Source organism: Roseateles sp. Mitsp63 (assembly GCF_059491535.1).
Genome location: NZ_CP168509.1, coordinates 4,788,131 through 4,807,651 on the forward strand (window position 1 = coordinate 4,788,131; position 19,521 = coordinate 4,807,651).

Genomic DNA, 19,521 nt, shown 5'->3' on the forward strand with positions numbered 1-19,521 from the left:
CGCGGGCTGGTTCAGACCAGCCGGCGCCTGGCGGATTCGTAAAGACAGATCGACGCCGCGCTCGCGACGTTCAGCGATTCCTCGCCGCCAGGCTGCGGGATGCCGATGCGCAGCGCGCAGCGCCGCATCAGCGCCTCGCCGACGCCCTGCCCTTCGTGGCCCATGACCCAGGCGCAAGGGTTCGGCAGGTCGGCCTCGTGCAGCAGCGCGTCGGCATGAGAGCTCGTCGCCAGCAGCGGCACCTTCAGCGCATCGAGGTCTTCGACGCCAAGACCCTCGATCAGCTTCAGGCCGAAATGCGCGCCCATGCCCGCGCGCAGCACCTTCGGCGACCACAGCGCCGCCGTGCCCTTCAGCGCGAGTACCTGACGGAAGCCGAGCGCCGCGGCGCTGCGCAGGATCGTGCCCACGTTGCCCGCATCCTGCAGCCGGTCCAGCACGACGGAATCCGCCTGGGACTCGATGCGCGGCTGCGCCGGCAGCGCCAGTTCGAAACCGATCTGCGCCGGCGATTCCAGTCCCGACACCGTCTTGAACAGCGCCGCCGAGACCACCAGCACCTTGGACGCCTCGTCGGCCAGCGCGCGCATCGACGCGTCCGCCGCCGCCGCGTCGGTGATCAGCGCCAGCGCCGGCCGCACGCCGCGCTGCAGCGCGGCGTGCGCGAGGTGATCGCCCTCCAGCCAGACGCCGCCGAGCTTGCGATACGCGCCGCCGTCCTGCGCCAGCTTGCGCAGGTGCTGCAGCTTGGGGTTGTCCCGCGCGGTGATCGATTGCCAGTTCATCCGATGCTCATTCCATGGCCGCTTCGCCGAGCGAGACGGCGAAGCCGTCCATCTCCAGCGAGCGCACCGGCGCGAAGCTCTGCCGGTGCCAGACCGTCGCGCCGTGCACGCGCAGCGCCTCCAGGTGCTCGCGCGTGCCGTAGCCCTTGTGACTGTCGAAGCCGTACTGCGGATGCTGCTCGTGCATCTGCAGGCAGAAGCGGTCGCGATGCACCTTGGCCAGGATCGACGCCGCCGAGATCGCCGGCACCAGCGCGTCGCCCTTGACGATGGCCTCGGCCGGGATGCGCAGCACCGGCAGCCGGTTGCCGTCCACCTGCACCCGCGCCGGCTTGAGCCGCAGGCCCTCGACGGCGCGGCGCATCGCCAGCATCGTCGCCTGCAGGATGTTGATGCGGTCGATCTCCTCGACCGTCGCCTCCGCGATGCAGAAGCACAGCGCCTTGGCGCGGATCTCGTCGAAGAGCTGCTCACGCTTCTTCTCGCTGAGCACCTTCGAATCGTTCAGCCCCTTGATCGGGTGCTGATCGTCGAGGATCACCGCCGCCGCGACCACCGGCCCGGCCAGCGGGCCGCGGCCTGCCTCGTCGACGCCGCACAGCAAGCCCTCGCCGGCCCATTCCAGGCCCAGCTGCGTCGGCTTCTCAGGCGCCGAGGATCTTCGCGATCGCATCGCCGGCCCTTTGCGCGGTGTTGCAGCGCAGCTGTTGATGGATCTCGAGGAAGCGGTCGTGCAGCCGCTCGCGCCGCGGCGCGTCGTCCAGCCAGGCCAGGCCCTCGCGCGCGATGCGCTCGCCGGTGCAGTCGTCCTGCAGGCATTCGGGCACCAGCGTCTCGCGCGCGAGCACGTTGGGCAGCCCCACCCACGGCAGCAGCGCCTTGCCCTTCATCCGCCACGCGTTGAACCAGTGCAGCTTGTAGGCGATCACCATCGGCCGCTTCAGCAGCGCCGCTTCCAGCGTCGCCGTGCCGCTGGCGACCAGCGTCAGGTCGCAGGCGGCCAGCGCGTCCTGCGCGCGGCCATCGAGCAGCGTCACCGGCAGGCCCTGGCCGTGCTGCGCCATCAGCGCTTCGACCATGGCCCGCAAGCCCGGCGCGACCGGGATCACGAAGCGCAGGCCCGGCCTCGCCTTGAGCATGCGCTGCGCCGCATCCAGCAGCGGCGGCCCGATGTAGGTCAGCTCGCTGCGGCGGCTGCCGGGCAGGATCGCGACGATCGTGTCCGTGTCGCGCAAGCCGAGTTCGCGGCGCGCGTCCTCGCGAGGCGGCTCGAACGGGATCTGGTCCGCCAGCGGATGACCGACGTAGGTGGCCGGGATGCCGGCCTTCTCCAGGATCTCCGGTTCGAACGGGAACAGGCACAGCACGTGATCGGCGCTGCGCTTGATCGTGTTCACGCGCTCGGCGCGCCAGGCCCAGATGGACGGGCAGACGAAGTGGACCGTCTTGATGCCGGCCTCGCGCAGACGCTGCTCGAGGCCGAAGTTGAAGTCCGGCGCGTCGACGCCGACGAACACCGACGGCCGCTCGGCGAGCAGCCGGTCGCCGAGCTGGCGGCGGATCGCCAGCAGCTCGCGGATGTTCTTGATCGCGTCCCAGTAGCCGAAGATCGACAGCTTGTGGCTCGGCCACCAGGCGTCGAAGCCCTGCACCTCCATCTTCGGCCCGCCGATGCCGGCCGAACTCAGGCCCGGCCAGCGTGCCTTCAGGCCGCGCAGCAGCAGGCTGGCCAGGAGGTCCCCGGAGGCCTCGCCGGCCACCAGGCCCAGTCGAGGATCCGTGGAGGTCATGTCGGGATGTCCGTGCCGCTCAGCGTCTCACCGGACCAGGCCGCGCTTGGCGCCGGCCAGGAAGTCCAGCATCACCTGGATGTCGCGCAGCGACTCCGCGTCCTGGCCCTGCTTGAGCGCCTCGATCTCGGCGACCGATTGCTCCAGCGTCAGGCCGTCGCGGAACAGCAGCTTGTGGACCTGGCGGATGACGCTGATGCGGTCGTTGCTGAAGCCGCGGCGGCGCAGGCCGGTCAGGTTGACCGCGCGCACCGCCAGCGGATTGCCGTCGACGGTCATGTAGGGCGCGACGTCCTGCGCCACATGGCCCTGGAAGCCGATCATCGCGTGCGCGCCGACATGCACGAACTGATGCACGCCGGTGAGTCCGCCGATCGTGGCCCAGTCGCCGACGTGGACGTGGCCGGCCAGCGTGGCGTTGTTGGCCAGCACGCAGTGGTCGCCGACGATCACGTCATGCGCCAGATGCACGTAGGCCATGATCCAGTTGTCCGAGCCGACGCGCGTGACGCCCTGCTCCTTGAACGTGCCGGTGTTGAAGGTGCAGAACTCGCGGATCGTGTTGCGGTCGCCGATGACGAGTTCGGTCACTTCGCCGCCGTGGCTCATGTCCTGCGGCATCGCGCCGATGGACGCGAACTGGAAGATCCTGTTGTCGCGGCCGATCGTGGTCTTGCCCTCGACGACCGTGTGCGGACCGATCCAGGTGCCGGCGCCGATACGCACCTGCGGGCCGATCACCGCATAGGGACCGACCTGGACGGACTCATCGAGCTGCGCCTTCGGATCGACGATGGCGGTGGGATGGATCTGGGCCATACGCAAGCAGTAGGGAAGCCGCGGACGCTCAGCAGTCGAGCTTGCGCATCGTGCACATCAGGCCGGCCTCGGCCACGATGTCACTGCCCACCAGCGCCTTGGCGCCGAACTTGTAGATGCCGGCCTTGGCGCGGTCCAGCGTCACTTCCAGGATCAGCTGGTCGCCCGGCTCGACCGGACGCTTGAAGCGCGCGTTGTCGATGCCGGCGAAGTAGACGACATGGTTCTCGTCCAGCGTGAAGTTGTAGCTCTCCACCGCCAGCAGCGTCGCGGCCTGCGCCAGCGCTTCCAGGATCAGCACGCCCGGCATCACCGGACGGTGCGGGAAGTGGCCCTGGAAGAAGGGCTCGTTGATGCTGACATTCTTCAGCGCGCGGATGCGCACGCCCTTCTCGACCTCGATCACGCGGTCGACCAGCAGGATCGGGTAGCGGTGCGGCAGCTTCTCGAGGATGCCGTGGATGTCGATGATCGTCTCGTTCATGTCGTCTTCTTTTCCAAAGCGCGCACGCGCTGGCGCAGCTCGTAGAGCCCGCGCAGCGCGGCCGCATTCTTCTGCCAGGAGGCGGCGTCCTCGAAAGGCCACATGCCGGCGTAGGCGCCGGCCTTGTCGATGCTGTTGCTGATGTTGGCCGTCGGCCCGATCTGCACGCCGTCGGTGATCTTGATGTGGCCGTTGATGCGCGCCGCGCCGGCCACGATGCAGTGGGCGCCGATCTCGGCGCTTCCCGCGATCGCCACCGCGCCGGCGATCGCCGTGCCGCGGCCGATCTTCACGTTGTGCGCGATCTGGACCAGGTTGTCGATGATGGCGCCGTCGCCGATCTCGGTGTCGCCCAGCGCGCCGCGATCGATGCAGGTGTTGGCGCCGATCTCGACGCCATCGCCGATGCGCACCGCGCCGAGCTGTTCGATCTTGACCCACTCGACGCCCGCGGCGCCCTTCGCCGGCGCGAAGCCGAAGCCATCCGCGCCGATCACCACGCCGCTGTGCAGCAGCGAGCGCTCGCCGATCACGCAGTCATGGCCGAACACCACATGCGGCGCCAGCCGCGTGTGCGCGCCGATGCGGGCGTCCTGTTCGACGATGGTGTGGGCGCCGATGCGCACGCCGTCGCCCAGCACCGCGCCGGATTCGATCACCGCATGCGGGCCGACCTCGACGTCGCGGCCCAGCGTCGCGTCCGCGGCGACCGTCGCCGTCGGATGGATGGCCGGCGCCGCGCGCGGCTTGCGCATGTTCGCGGCCCACCACTGGGTCAGCCGCGCGAAGTACAGGTAGGGATCCGGCGCGACGATGCAGCACGCCACCGTGCCCGCGCCCTGGCGCGCCGCGGCGGCCTCGGCCAGCTTGGGCGAGACGATCACGCAGCCGGCGCGCGTCGTCGCCAGCTGGGCCTCGTATTTCGGGTTGGAGAGGAAGGAGATCGCGTCCGCGCCAGCGTCCTCCAACGGGGCGATCGCGCGGATCGCCGTGTCGGAGGCACCAACAAGATCGCCGCCCAAGGCGGCGATCAGATCCGAGACCAGAACCTGTTTCATGGTCACTTCTGGGCGTTGAGCTGGTCGATCACCTTCTTCGTGATGTCCACGCGGGGGCTGGCATGGATCGCATCCTGAACGATCAGATCGTACTTGTCATCCTCGAAGATCTTCTTGATGACCTTGTTGGCCTTCTCGACCAGCGCCGCCGTCTCCTCGCTCTTGCGCTGGGCGACGTCCTCGTTGAACTCGCGGCGCTTGCGCTGCAGGTCGCGGTCCTGCTCGATCAACTCACGCTGACGGCGGCCCCGCTCCACGTCGCTGATCGCCGGACCGTCCTTGTCGAGCTTCTCGGCGGCCGCGCGCAGCTTGTTCTCCTGATCCAGCAGCGCCTTCTCGCGGCGGCCGAACTCGGCTTGCAGCTTGGTCTCGGCGGCCTTGGCCAGGTTGGTCTCGCGCAGGATCCGCTCACTGTTCACGTAGCCGATCTTCACTTCCTGGGCTTGCGCGCCCAGGGTCGCCACGCCCGTCAACAGGGCCGCGGCGACGATCTGCGACAGCTTGCTCTTCATCAGAATGCAGTCCCGATCTGGAATTGGAATCGCTCGATTCTATCCGTGGGCTTCTTGCGGATCGGCGAGCCGTAACTCAGCCGCAGCGGACCCATCGGCGACAGCCAGCTGATGCCGACACCCGCCGAGGCGCGCACCCCGCCGAAATCCAGCTTCTCGTCCTGGCCCCATACGTTGCCGGCGTCCACGAAGCCGAACAGGCGGAAGCTCTTGTCATTGCCCGATCCGGGCACCGGCACGTAGAACTCGGCGTTCAGGTTGAACTTGCGATTGCCGCCGGTGTACGAGCCGGTCACGTCGACCGGGCCCAGCGTGCCGGGCTCGAACACCCGCACCGAGCCCAGGCCGCCGCCGTAGAAGTTCTTGAAGATCGGGTACGGGCGGCCGCCCAGGCCGCGGCCGTAGGCCAACTCGCCATTGAGCATCAGCGAGAACTTGCGGCCCAGCGGGAAGAACTCCTGGTACTGCAGGTTCACGATCGAATAGCGCGAATCGCCCACCGGGCTCAGTTCCAGGTTGACCCGCTTCATCGAGCCGGCGGTCGGGGTGATGACCGAGTCGCGGTTGTCCTTCTTCCAGCCGATGGTCAGCGGGATCGAGACCGCCGACGAGCCGAACTGGTTGCGGAACAGCCAGTAGCTGTTGGGCAGGCCGGTTGTGGTCGTGATGCGGGTCGTCTCGTAGCCGATGCCGAAGAAGACCGTGTCGTCCTCCGAGAACGGCACGCCGAACTTGACCGAGCCGCCGTAGGAAGCGAACTCGTATTCCTCGCCGAGGTTGTTGATCGGCTTGACGGTCCGGTAGAACACGTCGATCGCGCGCGACACGCCGTCGACGGTGAAGTACGGATCGACCGTCGTGACCCCCAGCGAGCGGCCGGTGCTGGCCGTGTTGACCTGGACGCCCAGGTAGTTGCCGGAGCCGAACACGTTCTCCTGCGAGATCGAGCCCGACAGCGAGAGCTTGCTCGCGCTCGAGTAGCCGGCGCCGATCTGGATGTTGCCGGTCGGGCGCTCGGTGACGGTCAGCGTGACGTCGACCTGATCGGGCGAGCCCGGCACCTCGGTCGTGTCGATCGTGACGTCCTTGAAGTAGCCCAGGCGCTCGACGCGGTCACGCGAGGCCTTGATGCGGCCGCCGTCATACCAGGACGATTCGAACTGGCGGAACTCGCGGCGGATGACTTCGTCCCGCGTGCGGGTGTTGCCGGAGATCAGCACGCGGCGCACGTAGACGCGGCGCTGCGGCTCGCCCACCAGCGTCACCGTGACCTGGCCGGTGGCGCGGTCGATCTCGGGCCGGCTCTCGACCCGCGCGAAGGCGTAGCCGAAGGTGCCGTACAGGTCCTGGAAGTTGCGCGTCGTCTGCGCCACCGCCTCGCCGTTGTAGGGCTGGCCCGGCTTGAGCGCGATCAGGCGCTTGAATTCCTCGTCGCGGCCCAGGAAGTCGCCTTCCAGCTTGATGCCGTTGACGGTGTAGGGCTGGCCTTCGTTCACCGTGATCGCGATGCTGATGCTCTGCTTGTCCGGCGAGATCGTGACCTGCGTCGACTCGACGTTGAACTCCAGGTAGCCGCGGTTCAGGTAGTACGAGCGGATCGTCTCCAGGTCCGCGTTCAGCTTGGCTCTGGAGTAACGGTCGGTCTTGGTGTACCAGGTCAGCCAGCCCGACGTCGTCTGCTCGAGCAGGCCCAGCAGCGTGCCTTCGGAGAAGACCTTGTTGCCCAGGATGCGGATCTCGGCGATCTTGGCGGGCTCGCCCTCGGTCACCGAGAAGCTGACGTTGACGCGGTTGCGCTCGATCGGGGTGATCGTCGTCGTGACCTCGGCGCCGTACAGCGAGCGGGTCAGGTATTGCCGCTTCAGTTCCTGCTCGGCGCGGTCGGCCAGCGCCTTGTCGAAAGGCTTGCCCTCGCCGATGCCCACGTCCTTCAGCGACTTGGTCAGCGCCTCGGTGTCGAATTCCTTCAGGCCGACGAAGCTGACGTTGGCGATGATCGGGCGTTCCTCGATCACGATGACGACGGCATCGGTGTCGAGGTTGATGCGCACGTCCTTGAACAGGCCGGTCGCGAACAGCGCGCGCAGCGCGGCGGCGCCCTTCTCGTCGTTGTACGTATCGCCGATGCGGAACGGCAGCGCCGCGAAGACGGTGCCCGGGTCGGTGCGCTGCAGGCCCTCGACGCGGATGTCCTTGAGTACGAAGGGCTCGGCGGCCCAGGCGGAACCGGCATTCAACGCGGTGGCCAGCACCGCCAGTTGGATCACGTGGGGGCGCAGAGCGTCGGGCAGGAGTCGGGACATGCGGAAGCTTCAGTGCAGACCCAGCGTACGGGTCAGATCGTTGAAAAGGGCCAGGCTCATCATCAGCAGCACGACGGCGATACCTGCGCGTTGCAGCTGCTTGTGCCACCGCTCAGAGACAGGGCGGCCGCTCAAACCCTCGAAAAGATAATACATCAGGTGTCCGCCATCGAGCATCGGCAGCGGCAGCAGGTTCAGCACGCCCAGGCTCACGCTGACCGCGGCCAGGAAGCTCAGGAACGCGGCCAGCCCGAGGCTCGCCGACTGGTCCGCGGCCTTGGCGATGGTCAGCGGTCCGCTCAGGTTCTTTACCGAAGCTTCACCGATGAGCATGCGGCCCAGCGTCTTGAGCGTCAGCGTGCTCAGGTCCCAGGTGCGGGTCAGGCCTTGCCTGATCGAATCGACCGGGCCGTAGTGCACCGTCACCATCGCCGGCTTGATCGCGAAACCCGCGCCGATGCGCGCGACGCGCTGATCGCCAGTCCCCTCGATCGAGGGCGTGACCTCGCGCTCGAGGACCTCGCCATCGCGCCGCAATTCGATGCGCAGCGTCTCGGCCTTGCCATCGACCTGCGCGCGGCGCACGCGCTGCACGAACCACGCGAAGTCCGGCACCGCCTCGCCATTGACGCGCAGCAGCCGGTCGCCGGGGTGCAGGCCGCCGCTCTGCGCCGGCCCGCCATCGGTGACCTCGCCGAGCACCGGCTCGAAGAACACGCCGCCCAGTCCGATCGCCTGCGCGGTGCGGTCGTCGAAGTCGCGGCTCGGCAACTGGTCCGTGTCCAGGCGCAGCGTGCGCGCGCCATGACCGGCGGTGTCGCCGACGCTGAGCAGCAGCGGCCGCTTGTCCGCGACCGCCCGCGCGAGCTGCCAGCCGAAGTCCGGCATCGAGCGCACGTCCTCCCACTCCTGGCCGTCGGCGGACCAGGCCTGGATCCAGTCGCCGGCGCGCAGGCCGGCGCGTTCGGCCAGGCCGCCCGCCACCGGCGAGCCGATCACGGCCTTGGGCTCCTCGCGGCCGATCCAGCCGACCGCCGCGAACAGCAGCACCGCCAGGATCAGGTTGGCCGCAGGACCGGCGGCCACGATGGCCGCGCGCTGCCACAGCGTCTTGCGGTTGAAGGCCTGGGAGAGCTGGTCTGGCGCCACCGGGCCATCGCTCTCGTCGAGCATGCGGACGTAGCCGCCCAGCGGGATCGCGCTGAGCGTGAACTCGGTGTCCTCGGGCGACTTGCGCCGGCGCAGCAGCACGCGGCCGAAGCCGACCGAGAAGCGCAGCACCTTGACGCCGCAGGCGCGGGCGACACGGTAGTGGCCCCACTCGTGGATCACGATGAGGATGCCCAGCGTGACGAGGAAGTAGAGGACTTGGGAAAACATCGCGGACGTCCTGGATCGTGGGCTGGGGCGGGGTGACGGAAGGCCGGAGGGTCAGGCCGTCGCGGCCAGCGCCGCGATCCGCTGTCTGGCCTGCCGGCGGGCTCTCGCGTCGAGCGCCAGCAGGCCCTCGACGCTGTCGACCTCGCCGGCCTCGGGCATCACGCCGTCGAGCGCTTCGCGGTTGACGCGGCAGATGTGATCGAAGCGAAGTCGACCGTCGAGGAAGGCGGCGACCGCCTCCTCGTTGGCCGCGTTGAGCACCGCGGTGCTGCCCTCGGCCGCGCGCAGCGCCTGCCACGACAGGTGCAGGCCGGGGAAGCGCCGCTCGTCGGCTTCCTCGAATGCGAGGTTCGGCGCCTTGAGCAGGTCGAGCATGCCGGCGCCCGATTCGATGCGCTCCGGGAAGGACAGCGCATAGGCGATCGGCACGCGCATGTCAGGCGTCCCCAGCTGCGCCAGCACCGAGTGGTCGCGGCAGACGACCATCGAGTGCACGATGCTCTGCGGATGGATCAGCACCTTGATCTGCTCGGGCTGGAGGTTGAAGAGCCAGCGCGCCTCGATGACCTCGAGTGCCTTGTTCATCATCGTCGCCGAGTCGACGGAGATCTTGCGCCCCATCACCCAGTTCGGATGCGCGCAGGCCTGATCGGGCGTGATGTCGGCGAGCGTGGCCGGATCGCGCTGGCGGAACGGGCCGCCCGAGGCGGTCAGCACGATGTGATCGATGCGGTCGGCCCAGGTGGCGCGGTCCTCGGGCAGGCACTGGAAGATCGCCGAATGCTCGGAGTCCACCGGCAGCAGCGTCGCACCGCCCTGCTCCACCGCATGCATGAAAAGCGCGCCGCCCAGCACGATGGCCTCCTTGTTGGCCAGCAGCAGGCGCTTGCCGGCACGCGCCGCGGCCATGGCCGGGGCCAGGCCGGCCGCGCCGACGATCGCGGCCATCACCGCGTCCACGTCAGGGTGCGCCGCGATCTCGCTCAGCGCGGCCATGCCGTCGAGGACCTCGGTGCGCGAGCCCGCCTCGCGCAGCCGCACGCGCAACTGCGCCGCCAACGCCGCATCGGGCAGCACCGCGAAACGGGGCGCGTGCTGGACGCATTGCGCGGCCAGGTCGTCGACGCGGCTCATCGCCGACAGCGCGAAGACGCGATAGCGGTCCGGATGGCGGGCGATGACGTCGAGGGTGCTGGTGCCGATCGAGCCGGTGGAACCCAGCACGCAGACCTGCTGCGGGCGATGGTGGAGGGAGCTCATCGGGAAGGTCCGGAAGGTCAGAGGGAGGCCAGCGCCAGCGCCAGCGGCAGCACGGGCAGCAACGCGTCGACACGGTCGAGCACGCCGCCATGGCCGGGCAGCAGCTGGCTGCTGTCCTTGGCACCGGCGGCGCGCTTGACCAGGGATTCGAAGAGGTCGCCGACGACGCTCATCGCCGACAGGAAGACCATCGCCAGGAGGGAGACGACGCCGATGCGCCGCACCAGCACGCTGTACAGCGAGGCCGAATCCACGGGCACGCGCACGTCGATGACATGCACCCAGACCACGCCCAGCACGATCACGCCGACGAGGCCGCCGATCGCGCCTTCCCAGCTCTTGCCCGGGCTGATCGCCGGCGCCAGCTTGCGTCTGCCGAAGGCCTTGCCGGCGAAGTAGGCGGCGATGTCGGCCACCCAGACCAGGCACATCGCCGACAGCAGGAAGTTGATGCCACGGGCCCGCGCGACGATGAGCGCGAGCCAGGCGGCCCACAGCAGCACCGCGCCCAGGGCCAGCCGCAGCGCTGGCGAGATCTTCGGCCAGCCCGCGACGCCCGCGGCCAGCGCGCGCACGCCGCCGAGCACCCAGACGCCGCCGGCCAGCCACCAGCACCAGGCCGGCACGCCGAAGCCGACGAGATGGAACGTGCCCGCGCACAGCGCCGCGAGCACCGCGCCGAAGCCGACCGCCGCGGCGCCCGGCCGGCCGTTCAGCCGCGACCATTCCCACCCGGCCGCGGCGATCATCACCAGCGTCAGCAGCGCGAACCAGACCGGGTTCGACGCGAACAGCGCCGGCAACAGGATCGCCAGCAGCACCAGGGCCGTGATCACGCGCTGGATCAGCATCTCAAGCCTCCTGGGCGACGCCCGGAACGTTCACGCCACCAAAGCGGCGATCGCGCGCCCGGAACGCGGCGATGGCCTCGTCCAGTTGCGCCTCGCCGAATTCGGGCCACAGACAGTCCGAGAAGACGAACTCCGTGTACGCGGTCTGCCAGAGCATGAAATTGCTGATGCGCAGTTCGCCGCCCGTGCGGATGAAGAGGTCGGGATCCGGCGCATAGCTCATCGCCATGAATTCGGACAGCTTGGCCTCGGTCAGCTCGGCGGCGGGCACGCCCGCCTCGATCGCCTTGCGGCAGGCCTGGACGATGTCCCAGCGGCCACCGTAGTTGAACGCGACGTTCAGCGTCAGCTTGCTGTTGTGGGCGGTGGAATTCTCGGCCTCGGCCCAGGCCGCGCGGAGCTTGTCCGACACCGCCTCGCGGTCACCGACGATGCGGATCCTCACGCCCATCGCGCCCATGCGCGCCAGGTAGCGCGACACCGCCGCAAGCACCAGGCCCATCAGGCCGGACACCTCGTCGCTGGGCCGCTTCCAGTTCTCGCTCGAGAAGGCGAAGACCGTCAGGTACTCGATCTCGCGATCGATGCAGGCCTGCACCACCCGCACCAGGGCGTCCACGCCCTGCTTGTGACCGAAGAAGCGCGGGAGGAAGCGCTTCTTCGCCCATCGACCGTTGCCATCCATGACGATGGCCACATGGCGGGGCACTCCCGCCTTGCTGTCGGCGCTCACAGGGACGCGACGCTCAAACGGCCATGATCTCGGCTTCCTTGGCCGAGAGCAGCTTGTCGATCTCGGTGACGACCTTGTCGGTCAGCTTCTGGACCTCGTCCTGGCTGCGGCGCTCGTCGTCCTCGGTGATGGCCTTGTCCTTGGCCATCTTCTTCGCCTGTTCGTTGGCATCGCGGCGCAGGTTGCGCACCGCCACCTTCGCGTCCTCGGCGGCCCCCTTGGCGACCTTGACCAGGTCACGGCGGCGCTCTTCCGACAGCGGCGGCATCGGCACGCGGATCAGGTCCCCCTGCGACGACGGGTTCAGGCCCAGGTCCGACTCGCGGATGGCCTTCTCGATCTTCTGGCCCATGCCCTTTTCCCAGGGCTGCACGCTGACCGTGCGGGCGTCCAGCAGCGTGACGTTGGCCACCTGCGAGATCGGCACCATCGAGCCGTAGTAGTCCACGTGCACCTGGTCCAGCAGGCCCGGGTGGGCGCGGCCGGTGCGGATCTTCTGCAGTTCGTTCTTGAACGCCTCGATGGACTTGGCCATCTTGGCTTCCACGTTCTTCTTGATGTCGGCAGTGCTCATGTTCTTTTCCTCGATCAATGGGTCGGCGCCGTCTTCAACGCGCGAGCCCGCTCAGACGTGCACCAGGGTGCCTTCGTCCTCGCCCATGACGACGCGCTTGAGCGCGCCCGGCTTGAAAATCGAGAACACCTTGATGGGGAGCTTCTGGTCGCGGCACAGCGCGAAGGCGGTCGCGTCCAGGACTTGCAGGTTCTTGCTGATGGCCTCGTCGAAGCTGATGCGCGCGTAGCGCGTCGCCGTCGGGTCCTTCTTCGGGTCGGCCGTGTAGACGCCGTCGACCTTGGTCGCCTTGAGCATGATCTCGGCGCCCACTTCCGCGCCGCGCAGCGCGGCGGCCGTGTCGGTCGTGAAGAAGGGGTTGCCGGTGCCGGCGGCGAAGACGACGACCTTGCCTTCCTCCAGATACTGCAGCGCCTTGGGGCGCACGTAGGGTTCGACGACCTGTTCGATCGCGATCGCCGACATGACGCGGGCGGTCATGCCTTCCTGGCGCATCGTGTCGGCCAGGGCCAGCGAGTTCATCACCGTCGCCAGCATGCCCATGTAGTCGGCGGTCGCCCGGTCCATGCCGACGGAGCCGCCCGCCACGCCGCGGAAGATGTTGCCGCCGCCGATGACGACCGCGACCTCGACGCCGAGCTGCGTCACTTCCTGGATCTCCTGGACCATGCGAACGATCGTCGCGCGGTTGATGCCGTAGGAGTCGTCGCCCATCAGGGCTTCGCCGGAAAGCTTGAGCAGGATGCGTTTGTGGGCGGGCATTGTTACCTCGTCGATACAGCCGATGGAGAGAGTGTCTGACCTGCGCCGGCAAGCGCAAGCGCACAAGTGTAAAGGGCGCCAGAGGCGCCCTTTTTGAGTCGCGAGCCTTACTGCTGCTTGCTCGCGGCGGCCACCTGGGCAGCCACTTCGGCAGCGAAGTCGTCGACCTTCTTCTCGATGCCTTCGCCCACCACGTACAGGGTGAACGACTTCACCGTCGTGGCCTTGTCCTTGAGCATGCCGGCGACGGTCTGCTTGCCGTCGGCGGCCTTCACGAAGACCTGGTCCAGCAGCGAGACTTCCTTCAGGAACTTCTGCACCGAGCCCTCGACCATCTTGGCGACGATCTCGGCCGGCTTGCCGGACTCGGCGGCCTTCTCGGTGGCGATCTTGCGTTCCTTCTCGACCAGCTCGGCCGGGACTTCGGCGGAGGACAGCGCGGCCGGCTTCATCGCGGCGACGTGCATCGCGACGTCCTTGGCGGCGACTTCGTCACCGTCGAACTCGACCATCACGCCGATGCGGGTGCCGTGCAGGTAGGAGGCCAGCTTGGCGCCTTCGTAGCGCTTGAAGCGGCGGATCGTCATGTTCTCGCCGATCTTGCCGATCAGGCCCTTGCGCACGTCCTCGACCGTCGGGCCGAAGCCTTCCTGCGACAGCGGCAGGGCGGACAGGGCGGCGATGTCGGCGGGGTTGGACTCGGCGATCATGCCGGCCAGCGCGTTGACGAAGGCCAGGAAGGCGTCGTTCTTGGAGACGAAGTCGGTTTCGCAGTTGACTTCGACCAGCGCGCCGGCGTTGCCCTTCACGGCCGCGGCGACGATGCCTTCGGCGGTGATGCGCGAGGCGGCCTTGCCGGCCTTGTTGCCCAGCTTGACGCGCAGGATCTCTTCAGCGCGGACCAGGTCGCCCTCGGCTTCGGTCAGCGCCTTCTTGCACTCCATCATGGGAGCATCGGTGCGGGCGCGCAGCTCGGCGACCATGCTTGCGGTAATTGCTGCCATTTCAATCTCCGTGTGTCGCGGCGCCGGAACGACCCGGCACCGCTGAAATCTGAATCTGGTTGGACGAAGGGGGCTGAATCAGCCCCCTTGTCGTCGCCCGTGGCGGGCCAGGGCCTGGATCAGGCGCCTTCGTTCACTTCCACGAACTCGTCGCCTTCGGCGGCGACGGCGGCCACGACGTCATTGGACGCGTTGGCGCGGCCTTCCAGGACGGCGTCGGCGACCGCCTTGGCATACAGCGCCACGGCCTTGGCCGAGTCGTCGTTGCCCGGGATCACGTAGTCGATGCCTTCGGGGCTGTGGTTGGTGTCGACCACGCCGATGACCGGAATGCCCAGCTTCTTGGCTTCGGCGACGGCGATCTTGTGGTAGCCCACGTCGATGACGAACAGCGCGTCAGGCAGCGCGGCCATGTCCTGGATGCCGCCGATGTTCTTTTCCAGCTTGGTGATATCGCGCTGGAACATCAGGGCTTCCTTCTTGATCGACGGCTGGGTGCCGGCGTCGACCTGGGTCTGCATGTCCTTGAGCTTCTTCAGCGAGGTCTTGACCGTCTTGAAGTTGGTCAGCGTGCCGCCCAGCCAGCGCTGGTTGACGCTCGGGACGCCGGCGCGCTCGGCTTCGGCGGCGACGATGTCGCGGGCCTGGCGCTTGGTGCCGACCATCAGGATCGTGCCGCGCTTGGAGGCCAGCTGGCGCACGAACTTCAGGGCTTCCTCGAACGCCGGCAGCGTCTTCTCGAGGTTGATGATGTGGATCTTGTTGCGATGGCCGTAGATATACGGGGCCATCTTGGGATTCCAGAAGCGGGTTTGGTGGCCGAAATGGACGCCGGCTTCCAGCATCTCACGCATCGTGACGGACATAAGTACTCCGAAGGTTGGTTCTAGAATCCGGCACGAATTGCGACGTCTGATTGAACGTTGCAACACCTTGATTCGCCGGATCCGCGAATTTGCGACGTGCGACGGGCTTGAAACCACTGTCTGCACTCCGCGTTCCCACCGGACTCCAACCCCCTTGGCTGGCGTATCCGGGAAAAACCCGACGAGTATAACCCGTTTCTGCATGTCGATCGACCTGACCGAGGCACTGGCCGCTCTGCGCGATGGCCGCACCGATGCGCGCACCCTGCTGGACGAGAGCCTCGCGCGAGCCGCGTCGCCGGCTTGCGGCCAGGTTTTCCTGCGCCGCTTCGATGTCGAGGCGGGCGCCGCCGCCCAGGCCTGCGACGCCGCCGCGGCTCGCGGCGAGCCACGCCCGGCGCTGGGCGGACTGGCGGTCTCGGTGAAGGATCTGTTCGATGTCGCCGGCCATCCGACGACCGCCGCCTCCGCCGCGATGAGCGACGCGCCCGCCGCCGCGCGGGACGCCCCCGCCGTCGCGCGGCTGCGGGCCGCGGGCGCCGCGTTGATCGGTCACACCCACCTGAGCGAGTTCGCGTTCTCCGGCGTCGGCATCAATCCCCACCACGGAACGCCCCGGAATCCGGTGACACACGCCGTCGATGGGCTCGACCGCATCCCCGGCGGATCCACGTCAGGGGGCGCCGTCAGTGTCTCGACGGGTGCCGCGTGGGCCGCGCTCGGGTCCGACACCGGCGGATCGCTGCGCATCCCGGCCGCGCTCCAGGGCCTGGTCGGATTCAAGAGCACGGCGAGGCTCGTGCCGCTCGAAGGCTGCGTGCCGCTGTCCCCCTCGCTGGACACCGCCGGCGCGATCACGCGCTCGGTGCGCGACGCCGCATTGCTGCATGGCGTGCTCAGCGGCGCTCGCGTCGATCTCGATGATCGGCCGCTGCCGGCCTGGCGGCTCGCGATCACGCCCACCTTCATGCAGGACGAGCTCGAGCCCGCGGTCGCCGCGGCCTTCGAGCGCGCCATCGCGGCGCTGCGCGCCGCCGGCGCCCGCATCGAGGAGCGCGCGCTGCCCGCCCTGCCCCGTGTGGCGGAACTGCAAACGCAGGGCGGCATCACCGCGGCCGAGGCCTGGGCATGGCACCATGCGCGCCTCGCCGAACGCGGCGACCGCTATGACCCGCGCGTCGCGCAGCGCATCCGCCGCGGCGCGGCGATCACGCCGCCCGCCTACCAGGCGCTGCTGGACGCCCGCCAGCGCTGGATCCACGACATGAGCGCCTCGATGCGGGACATCGACGCCTTCCTGAGCCCCACCGTTCCCCTGCAAGCCCCGGAGATCGCCCCCTTGCTGCACAGCGACGACCTGTTCTTTGCCACCAACGCGCGCCTGCTGCGCAACACCGCCGTCGTGAACCTGCTCGACGGCTGCGCGATCTCCCTCCCCTGCGAGCATCCCGGCGAGCTGCCGGTCGGCCTGATGCTGTGGGCGCCGGCGCTGCGCGACGGCGCGGTGCTGGGCGCCGCCTCCCGCGTGGAAGCCGCGCTGGCCGCGGCGCACCCGGCGGGAGCGCGCTGACATGCGGATCGCGATCATCGGAGCCGGCCTGGCCGGCGTCACCAGCGCGTATGAACTGGCGCTGCAGGGTCACGAGGTCCACGTCTTCGAGCGCGACACCAGCGTCGCCACCGGCGCGAGCTTCGCGCCGCCAGGGCTGATCGCGCCGGGCCTGATGGCTGCGCGGCCGGAACTGCCGCTGGCCTGGCGCGGCAAGCCGGGCCAGATGGGCTGGAAGTTCGCGCACTGGCGCGCCGGCCGCGCGCGCGGCGCGGCGGCGATGCCCGAGGCGCTGCATGCCCTGGCCTTGCGCGGCCAGGCGGTGATGGCCGTATGGCGGCGCGAACTGAAGATGGAGGTCGAACGCGAGGCCGGCGTGCTGCTGCTGTGGCGCACCGCCAAGGACTACAAGTCCGCCGCGCCGCTGCTGGCGCGGCTCCAGGCCCGCCAGGTGCCGCATCGCGAGCTCGACGCCGACGGCTGCCGTGCCCACGAGCCCGGCCTCAACCCGGAAACGGCGCTGCATGGCGGCATCCTGCTGTCGCAGGACGAGGTGGCCAACGCGCGCCAGTTCAGCCAGGCGCTGAAGCTGGAGGCGCAGCGCCTGGGCGTGCGCTGGAACTTCAACACCGACGTGCTGCGCATCGAGCCCGGCAGCCAGCCCGCCGTCCACGTCGCGGCCCGGGAGCCGCTGCGCGTCGACGCCGTGCTGGTCTGCGCCGGCAAGGGCGCGGCGCCGCTGCTCGCGGCGCAGGGTTTGAAGCTGCCCTGGGGCAGGGTGCACACGCACACGCTCACGGCGCCGCTGCGGCAGCTCGAGGCGCATCCGGATCTCGGTCCGCGCGCGAGCGTCCTGGACATGAGCCTGGGCGTCAGCCTCACCCGGCTCGGCCAGCGCGTGCGCGTCGGCGGCGCCAACGAGCTCGGCGGCTCCTCGGCCCAGCCCGACGGCCAATCGATGGGAGCGCTCCATCAGGCCGCGCACGACTGGTTCCCCGGCGCGCTGCTCGCGGCCGGCCAGCAGCGCTGGAAGGCCTCGCGGCTGATGCTGCCCGATGAGCTGCCGCTGATCGGCGAGTCCGGCCTGCCCGGCGTGTGGCTCAACATCGGCCATGGGGAGCATGGCTGGACCATGGCCGGCGCCGCCGCGCAGCTGCTCTCCGCGCGGCTGGCGAAGAAGGATCCCGGCATCGACGCCGCGTTGCTGGAGCCTGGCCGGCTCAAGTGAAGGGACGAAGGGACGCCGCGGGAAGGCCGGGATAGAGTCGGCGCCATGCTGCCGGTGCTCCCCACTTCCCACGATTGGTCCCTGCATGACGCGCCCTCGAGCCGGCGCATCGAGGCCGCTGCGCTGTCGCTGCATCCACCGCGCACGCTGATCGAGCGCGCGGGGCTCGCGGTGGCCCGCCTGGCATTGGCGATCAAGCCTTTCGGCAGCCACGCGGTCGTCTTCGCGGGGCCCGGCAACAACGGCGGCGACGGGCTCATCGCGGCACGGCATCTCGCGGCGCTGGGATGGACCGTCGAGGTCATCCTCACCGGACCCGAACCCAGGACGGGGTCGGACGCCGCGCACGCGCTGGCGGCCGCCCGCGCGGCGGGCCTGGCGCCGCATCGGGTGATCAGTCAGGCGCCACGATGGGCCGATGTCGTCATCGACGCCTTGCTCGGCCTGGGCGTGAGCCGAGCCCCCGAAGGCGAGATCGCCAGCGCGATCCAAGCCATCGATCGCCTGCGGCAGACCTCCGCGACCATCCTCTCCATCGACGTCCCCAGCGGCATCGACGTCCGCACCGGGCGGCCACTCGGCGCCGATGTCGTGCGCGCCGATCACACCCTGACCTTCCTGACGCTGAAGGCCGGCCTCGTCACTGGCGAGGGCCGCGCGCTCGCCGGCCGTCTCTGGTTCGATGACCTCGGCGTGCCGGTCGGCGAGGACGGCGTGGGCCTGCTCTTCGGCAGGTCGCGCATCACCAAGTGGCAGCGCAGGCACGCGCGCGCGGCCACGAGCCACAAGGGGCGCAACGGCGATGTCGTCGTGCTCGGCGGCGCGCCGTCGATGCGCGGCGCCGCCTGGCTCGCGGCGGCATCGGCGCTCGCCGCGGGCGCGGGCCGTGTCTACGCGGCGCTCCCGGGGGACGACGGCCAGCCCTGGCCGGCCCGGCCCGAGCTGATGCATTGGGACTTCGCGCGCTGGCACGCGCCGGCCGCGCAATGGCGCGACGTGGTCGCCGTGTGCGGCTGCGGTGGCGGCACCGCGATCGGGCCTGCGTTGTCGACCGTGCTGCATGGCGCGACGCGGGTCGTGCTCGATGCCGACGCGCTCAACCTCATCGCCAGCGACGAGTCGCTGCAAGCCGCCGTCAGGCAGCGCGCCGCGCACGCCTGGCAAACGGTGCTGACGCCGCACCCACTCGAAGCAGCGCGACTGCTGGGCCTGAGCTCCGCGGCCGACGTCCAGGCCGATCGCCTGAACGCCGCGACGCAGCTGGCGCTGCGCTTCGAGGCCACCGTGGTGCTCAAGGGTTCAGGGAGCATCGTCGTGACGCGCGGCCGGCGGCTGTCGATCAACAGCACCGGCTCGTCCGCGCTGGCCACCGCGGGGAGCGGCGACGTGCTCGCGGGCTGGATCGGCGGCCTCTGGGCGCAATCGCCCGGCATCGCGCCGCACGATCTGGCATGCGCGGCAGTCGCCTGGCACGGGGCGGCGGCCGAGGACCATCGCGGCCCCCTGCTCGCCGCCGACCTCATCGAGGCCATGGCCAGCCGGCACGCGCCGGCCGCCTGACGC

19 protein-coding genes are annotated in these 19,521 nt (G+C 69.4%); 3 read left to right on the top strand and 16 right to left on the bottom strand.

Going from position 1 to position 19,521, the window contains the following annotated elements:
- Positions 1-11: 11 nt before the first annotated feature.
- The 16 genes from ACEN96_RS20705 to rpsB all read right to left on the bottom strand — a co-directional run bounded on the left by ACEN96_RS20705 (position 12) and on the right by rpsB (position 15,181).
- Complete coding sequence (locus ACEN96_RS20705; protein ID WP_495584950.1) at positions 12-785, bottom strand: TrmH family RNA methyltransferase; 774 nt, start codon at positions 783-785, stop codon at positions 12-14.
- Between the two features lie 7 nt (positions 786-792).
- Complete coding sequence (rnhB, locus tag ACEN96_RS20710; protein ID WP_495584951.1) at positions 793-1,458, bottom strand: ribonuclease HII; 666 nt, start codon at positions 1,456-1,458, stop codon at positions 793-795.
- Positions 1,430-2,575, bottom strand: coding sequence for a lipid-A-disaccharide synthase (gene lpxB / locus ACEN96_RS20715; RefSeq protein ID WP_495584952.1), 1,146 nt, complete (start codon positions 2,573-2,575; stop codon positions 1,430-1,432). The genes rnhB and lpxB overlap by 29 nt, the downstream gene beginning before the upstream one ends.
- Positions 2,576-2,602: 27 nt before the next feature.
- Positions 2,603-3,394 carry an acyl-ACP--UDP-N-acetylglucosamine O-acyltransferase gene (gene lpxA / locus ACEN96_RS20720; RefSeq protein WP_495584953.1) on the bottom strand — a complete coding sequence of 264 codons (792 nt, stop codon included), beginning with the start codon at positions 3,392-3,394 and terminating at the stop codon, positions 2,603-2,605.
- Between the two features lie 28 nt (positions 3,395-3,422).
- Positions 3,423-3,878 (bottom strand): 3-hydroxyacyl-ACP dehydratase FabZ, encoded by a 456-nt coding sequence (fabZ, locus tag ACEN96_RS20725; RefSeq protein WP_495584954.1) that lies wholly within the window; start codon positions 3,876-3,878, stop codon positions 3,423-3,425.
- A complete protein-coding gene (gene lpxD / locus ACEN96_RS20730; RefSeq protein ID WP_495584955.1) occupies positions 3,875-4,936 on the bottom strand; it encodes a UDP-3-O-(3-hydroxymyristoyl)glucosamine N-acyltransferase in 1,062 nt (353 codons plus the stop codon). The genes fabZ and lpxD overlap by 4 nt, the downstream gene beginning before the upstream one ends.
- Before the next feature lie 2 nt (positions 4,937-4,938).
- Entirely contained in the window at positions 4,939-5,448 is a 510-nt protein-coding gene (locus ACEN96_RS20735; protein WP_495584956.1) for an OmpH/Skp family outer membrane protein, read from the bottom strand.
- Entirely contained in the window at positions 5,448-7,751 is a 2,304-nt protein-coding gene (gene bamA, locus ACEN96_RS20740; RefSeq protein WP_495584957.1) for an outer membrane protein assembly factor BamA, read from the bottom strand. Before bamA ends, ACEN96_RS20735 begins: the two co-directional genes overlap by 1 nt.
- 9 nt (positions 7,752-7,760) lie before the next feature.
- Positions 7,761-9,131: an RIP metalloprotease RseP gene (rseP, locus tag ACEN96_RS20745; RefSeq protein WP_495584958.1), complete on the bottom strand. Its 1,371-nt coding sequence runs from the start codon at positions 9,129-9,131 to the stop codon at positions 7,761-7,763.
- A gap of 51 nt (positions 9,132-9,182) precedes the next feature.
- On the bottom strand, positions 9,183-10,391 hold the full coding sequence (gene ispC, locus ACEN96_RS20750; RefSeq protein ID WP_495584959.1) for a 1-deoxy-D-xylulose-5-phosphate reductoisomerase: 1,209 nt from the start codon (positions 10,389-10,391) through the stop codon (positions 9,183-9,185).
- A 17-nt stretch (positions 10,392-10,408) separates the two neighbouring features.
- Positions 10,409-11,242: a phosphatidate cytidylyltransferase gene (locus ACEN96_RS20755; protein ID WP_495584960.1), complete on the bottom strand. Its 834-nt coding sequence runs from the start codon at positions 11,240-11,242 to the stop codon at positions 10,409-10,411.
- A gap of 1 nt (position 11,243) precedes the next feature.
- Positions 11,244-11,975, bottom strand: a complete 732-nt coding sequence (uppS, locus tag ACEN96_RS20760; protein WP_343639496.1) for a polyprenyl diphosphate synthase — start codon at positions 11,973-11,975, stop codon at positions 11,244-11,246.
- Between the two features lie 13 nt (positions 11,976-11,988).
- Entirely contained in the window at positions 11,989-12,549 is a 561-nt protein-coding gene (frr, locus tag ACEN96_RS20765) for a ribosome recycling factor (protein ID WP_495584961.1), read from the bottom strand.
- Between the two features lie 51 nt (positions 12,550-12,600).
- Entirely contained in the window at positions 12,601-13,311 is a 711-nt protein-coding gene (gene pyrH / locus ACEN96_RS20770) for a UMP kinase (protein ID WP_343639499.1), read from the bottom strand.
- A 107-nt stretch (positions 13,312-13,418) separates the two neighbouring features.
- Complete coding sequence (tsf, locus tag ACEN96_RS20775; protein ID WP_495584962.1) at positions 13,419-14,315, bottom strand: translation elongation factor Ts; 897 nt, start codon at positions 14,313-14,315, stop codon at positions 13,419-13,421.
- A gap of 119 nt (positions 14,316-14,434) precedes the next feature.
- Positions 14,435-15,181, bottom strand: coding sequence for a 30S ribosomal protein S2 (gene rpsB, locus ACEN96_RS20780; RefSeq protein WP_495584963.1), 747 nt, complete (start codon positions 15,179-15,181; stop codon positions 14,435-14,437).
- 202 nt (positions 15,182-15,383) lie between these two features.
- Here rpsB and ACEN96_RS20785 point away from each other — a divergent pair, with 202 nt between their 5' ends.
- Genes ACEN96_RS20785 through ACEN96_RS20795 form a run of 3 tightly spaced genes read left to right on the top strand, consistent with a single transcriptional unit; the run spans position 15,384 to position 19,518 of the window.
- Complete coding sequence (locus ACEN96_RS20785) at positions 15,384-16,751, top strand: amidase (RefSeq protein ID WP_495584964.1); 1,368 nt, start codon at positions 15,384-15,386, stop codon at positions 16,749-16,751.
- 1 nt (position 16,752) lies between these two features.
- Complete coding sequence (locus ACEN96_RS20790; RefSeq protein WP_495584965.1) at positions 16,753-17,958, top strand: FAD-dependent oxidoreductase; 1,206 nt, start codon at positions 16,753-16,755, stop codon at positions 17,956-17,958.
- Between the two features lie 45 nt (positions 17,959-18,003).
- Positions 18,004-19,518, top strand: a complete 1,515-nt coding sequence (locus ACEN96_RS20795) for an NAD(P)H-hydrate dehydratase (RefSeq protein ID WP_495584966.1) — start codon at positions 18,004-18,006, stop codon at positions 19,516-19,518.
- The last annotated feature ends 3 nt before the right edge of the window (positions 19,519-19,521 follow it).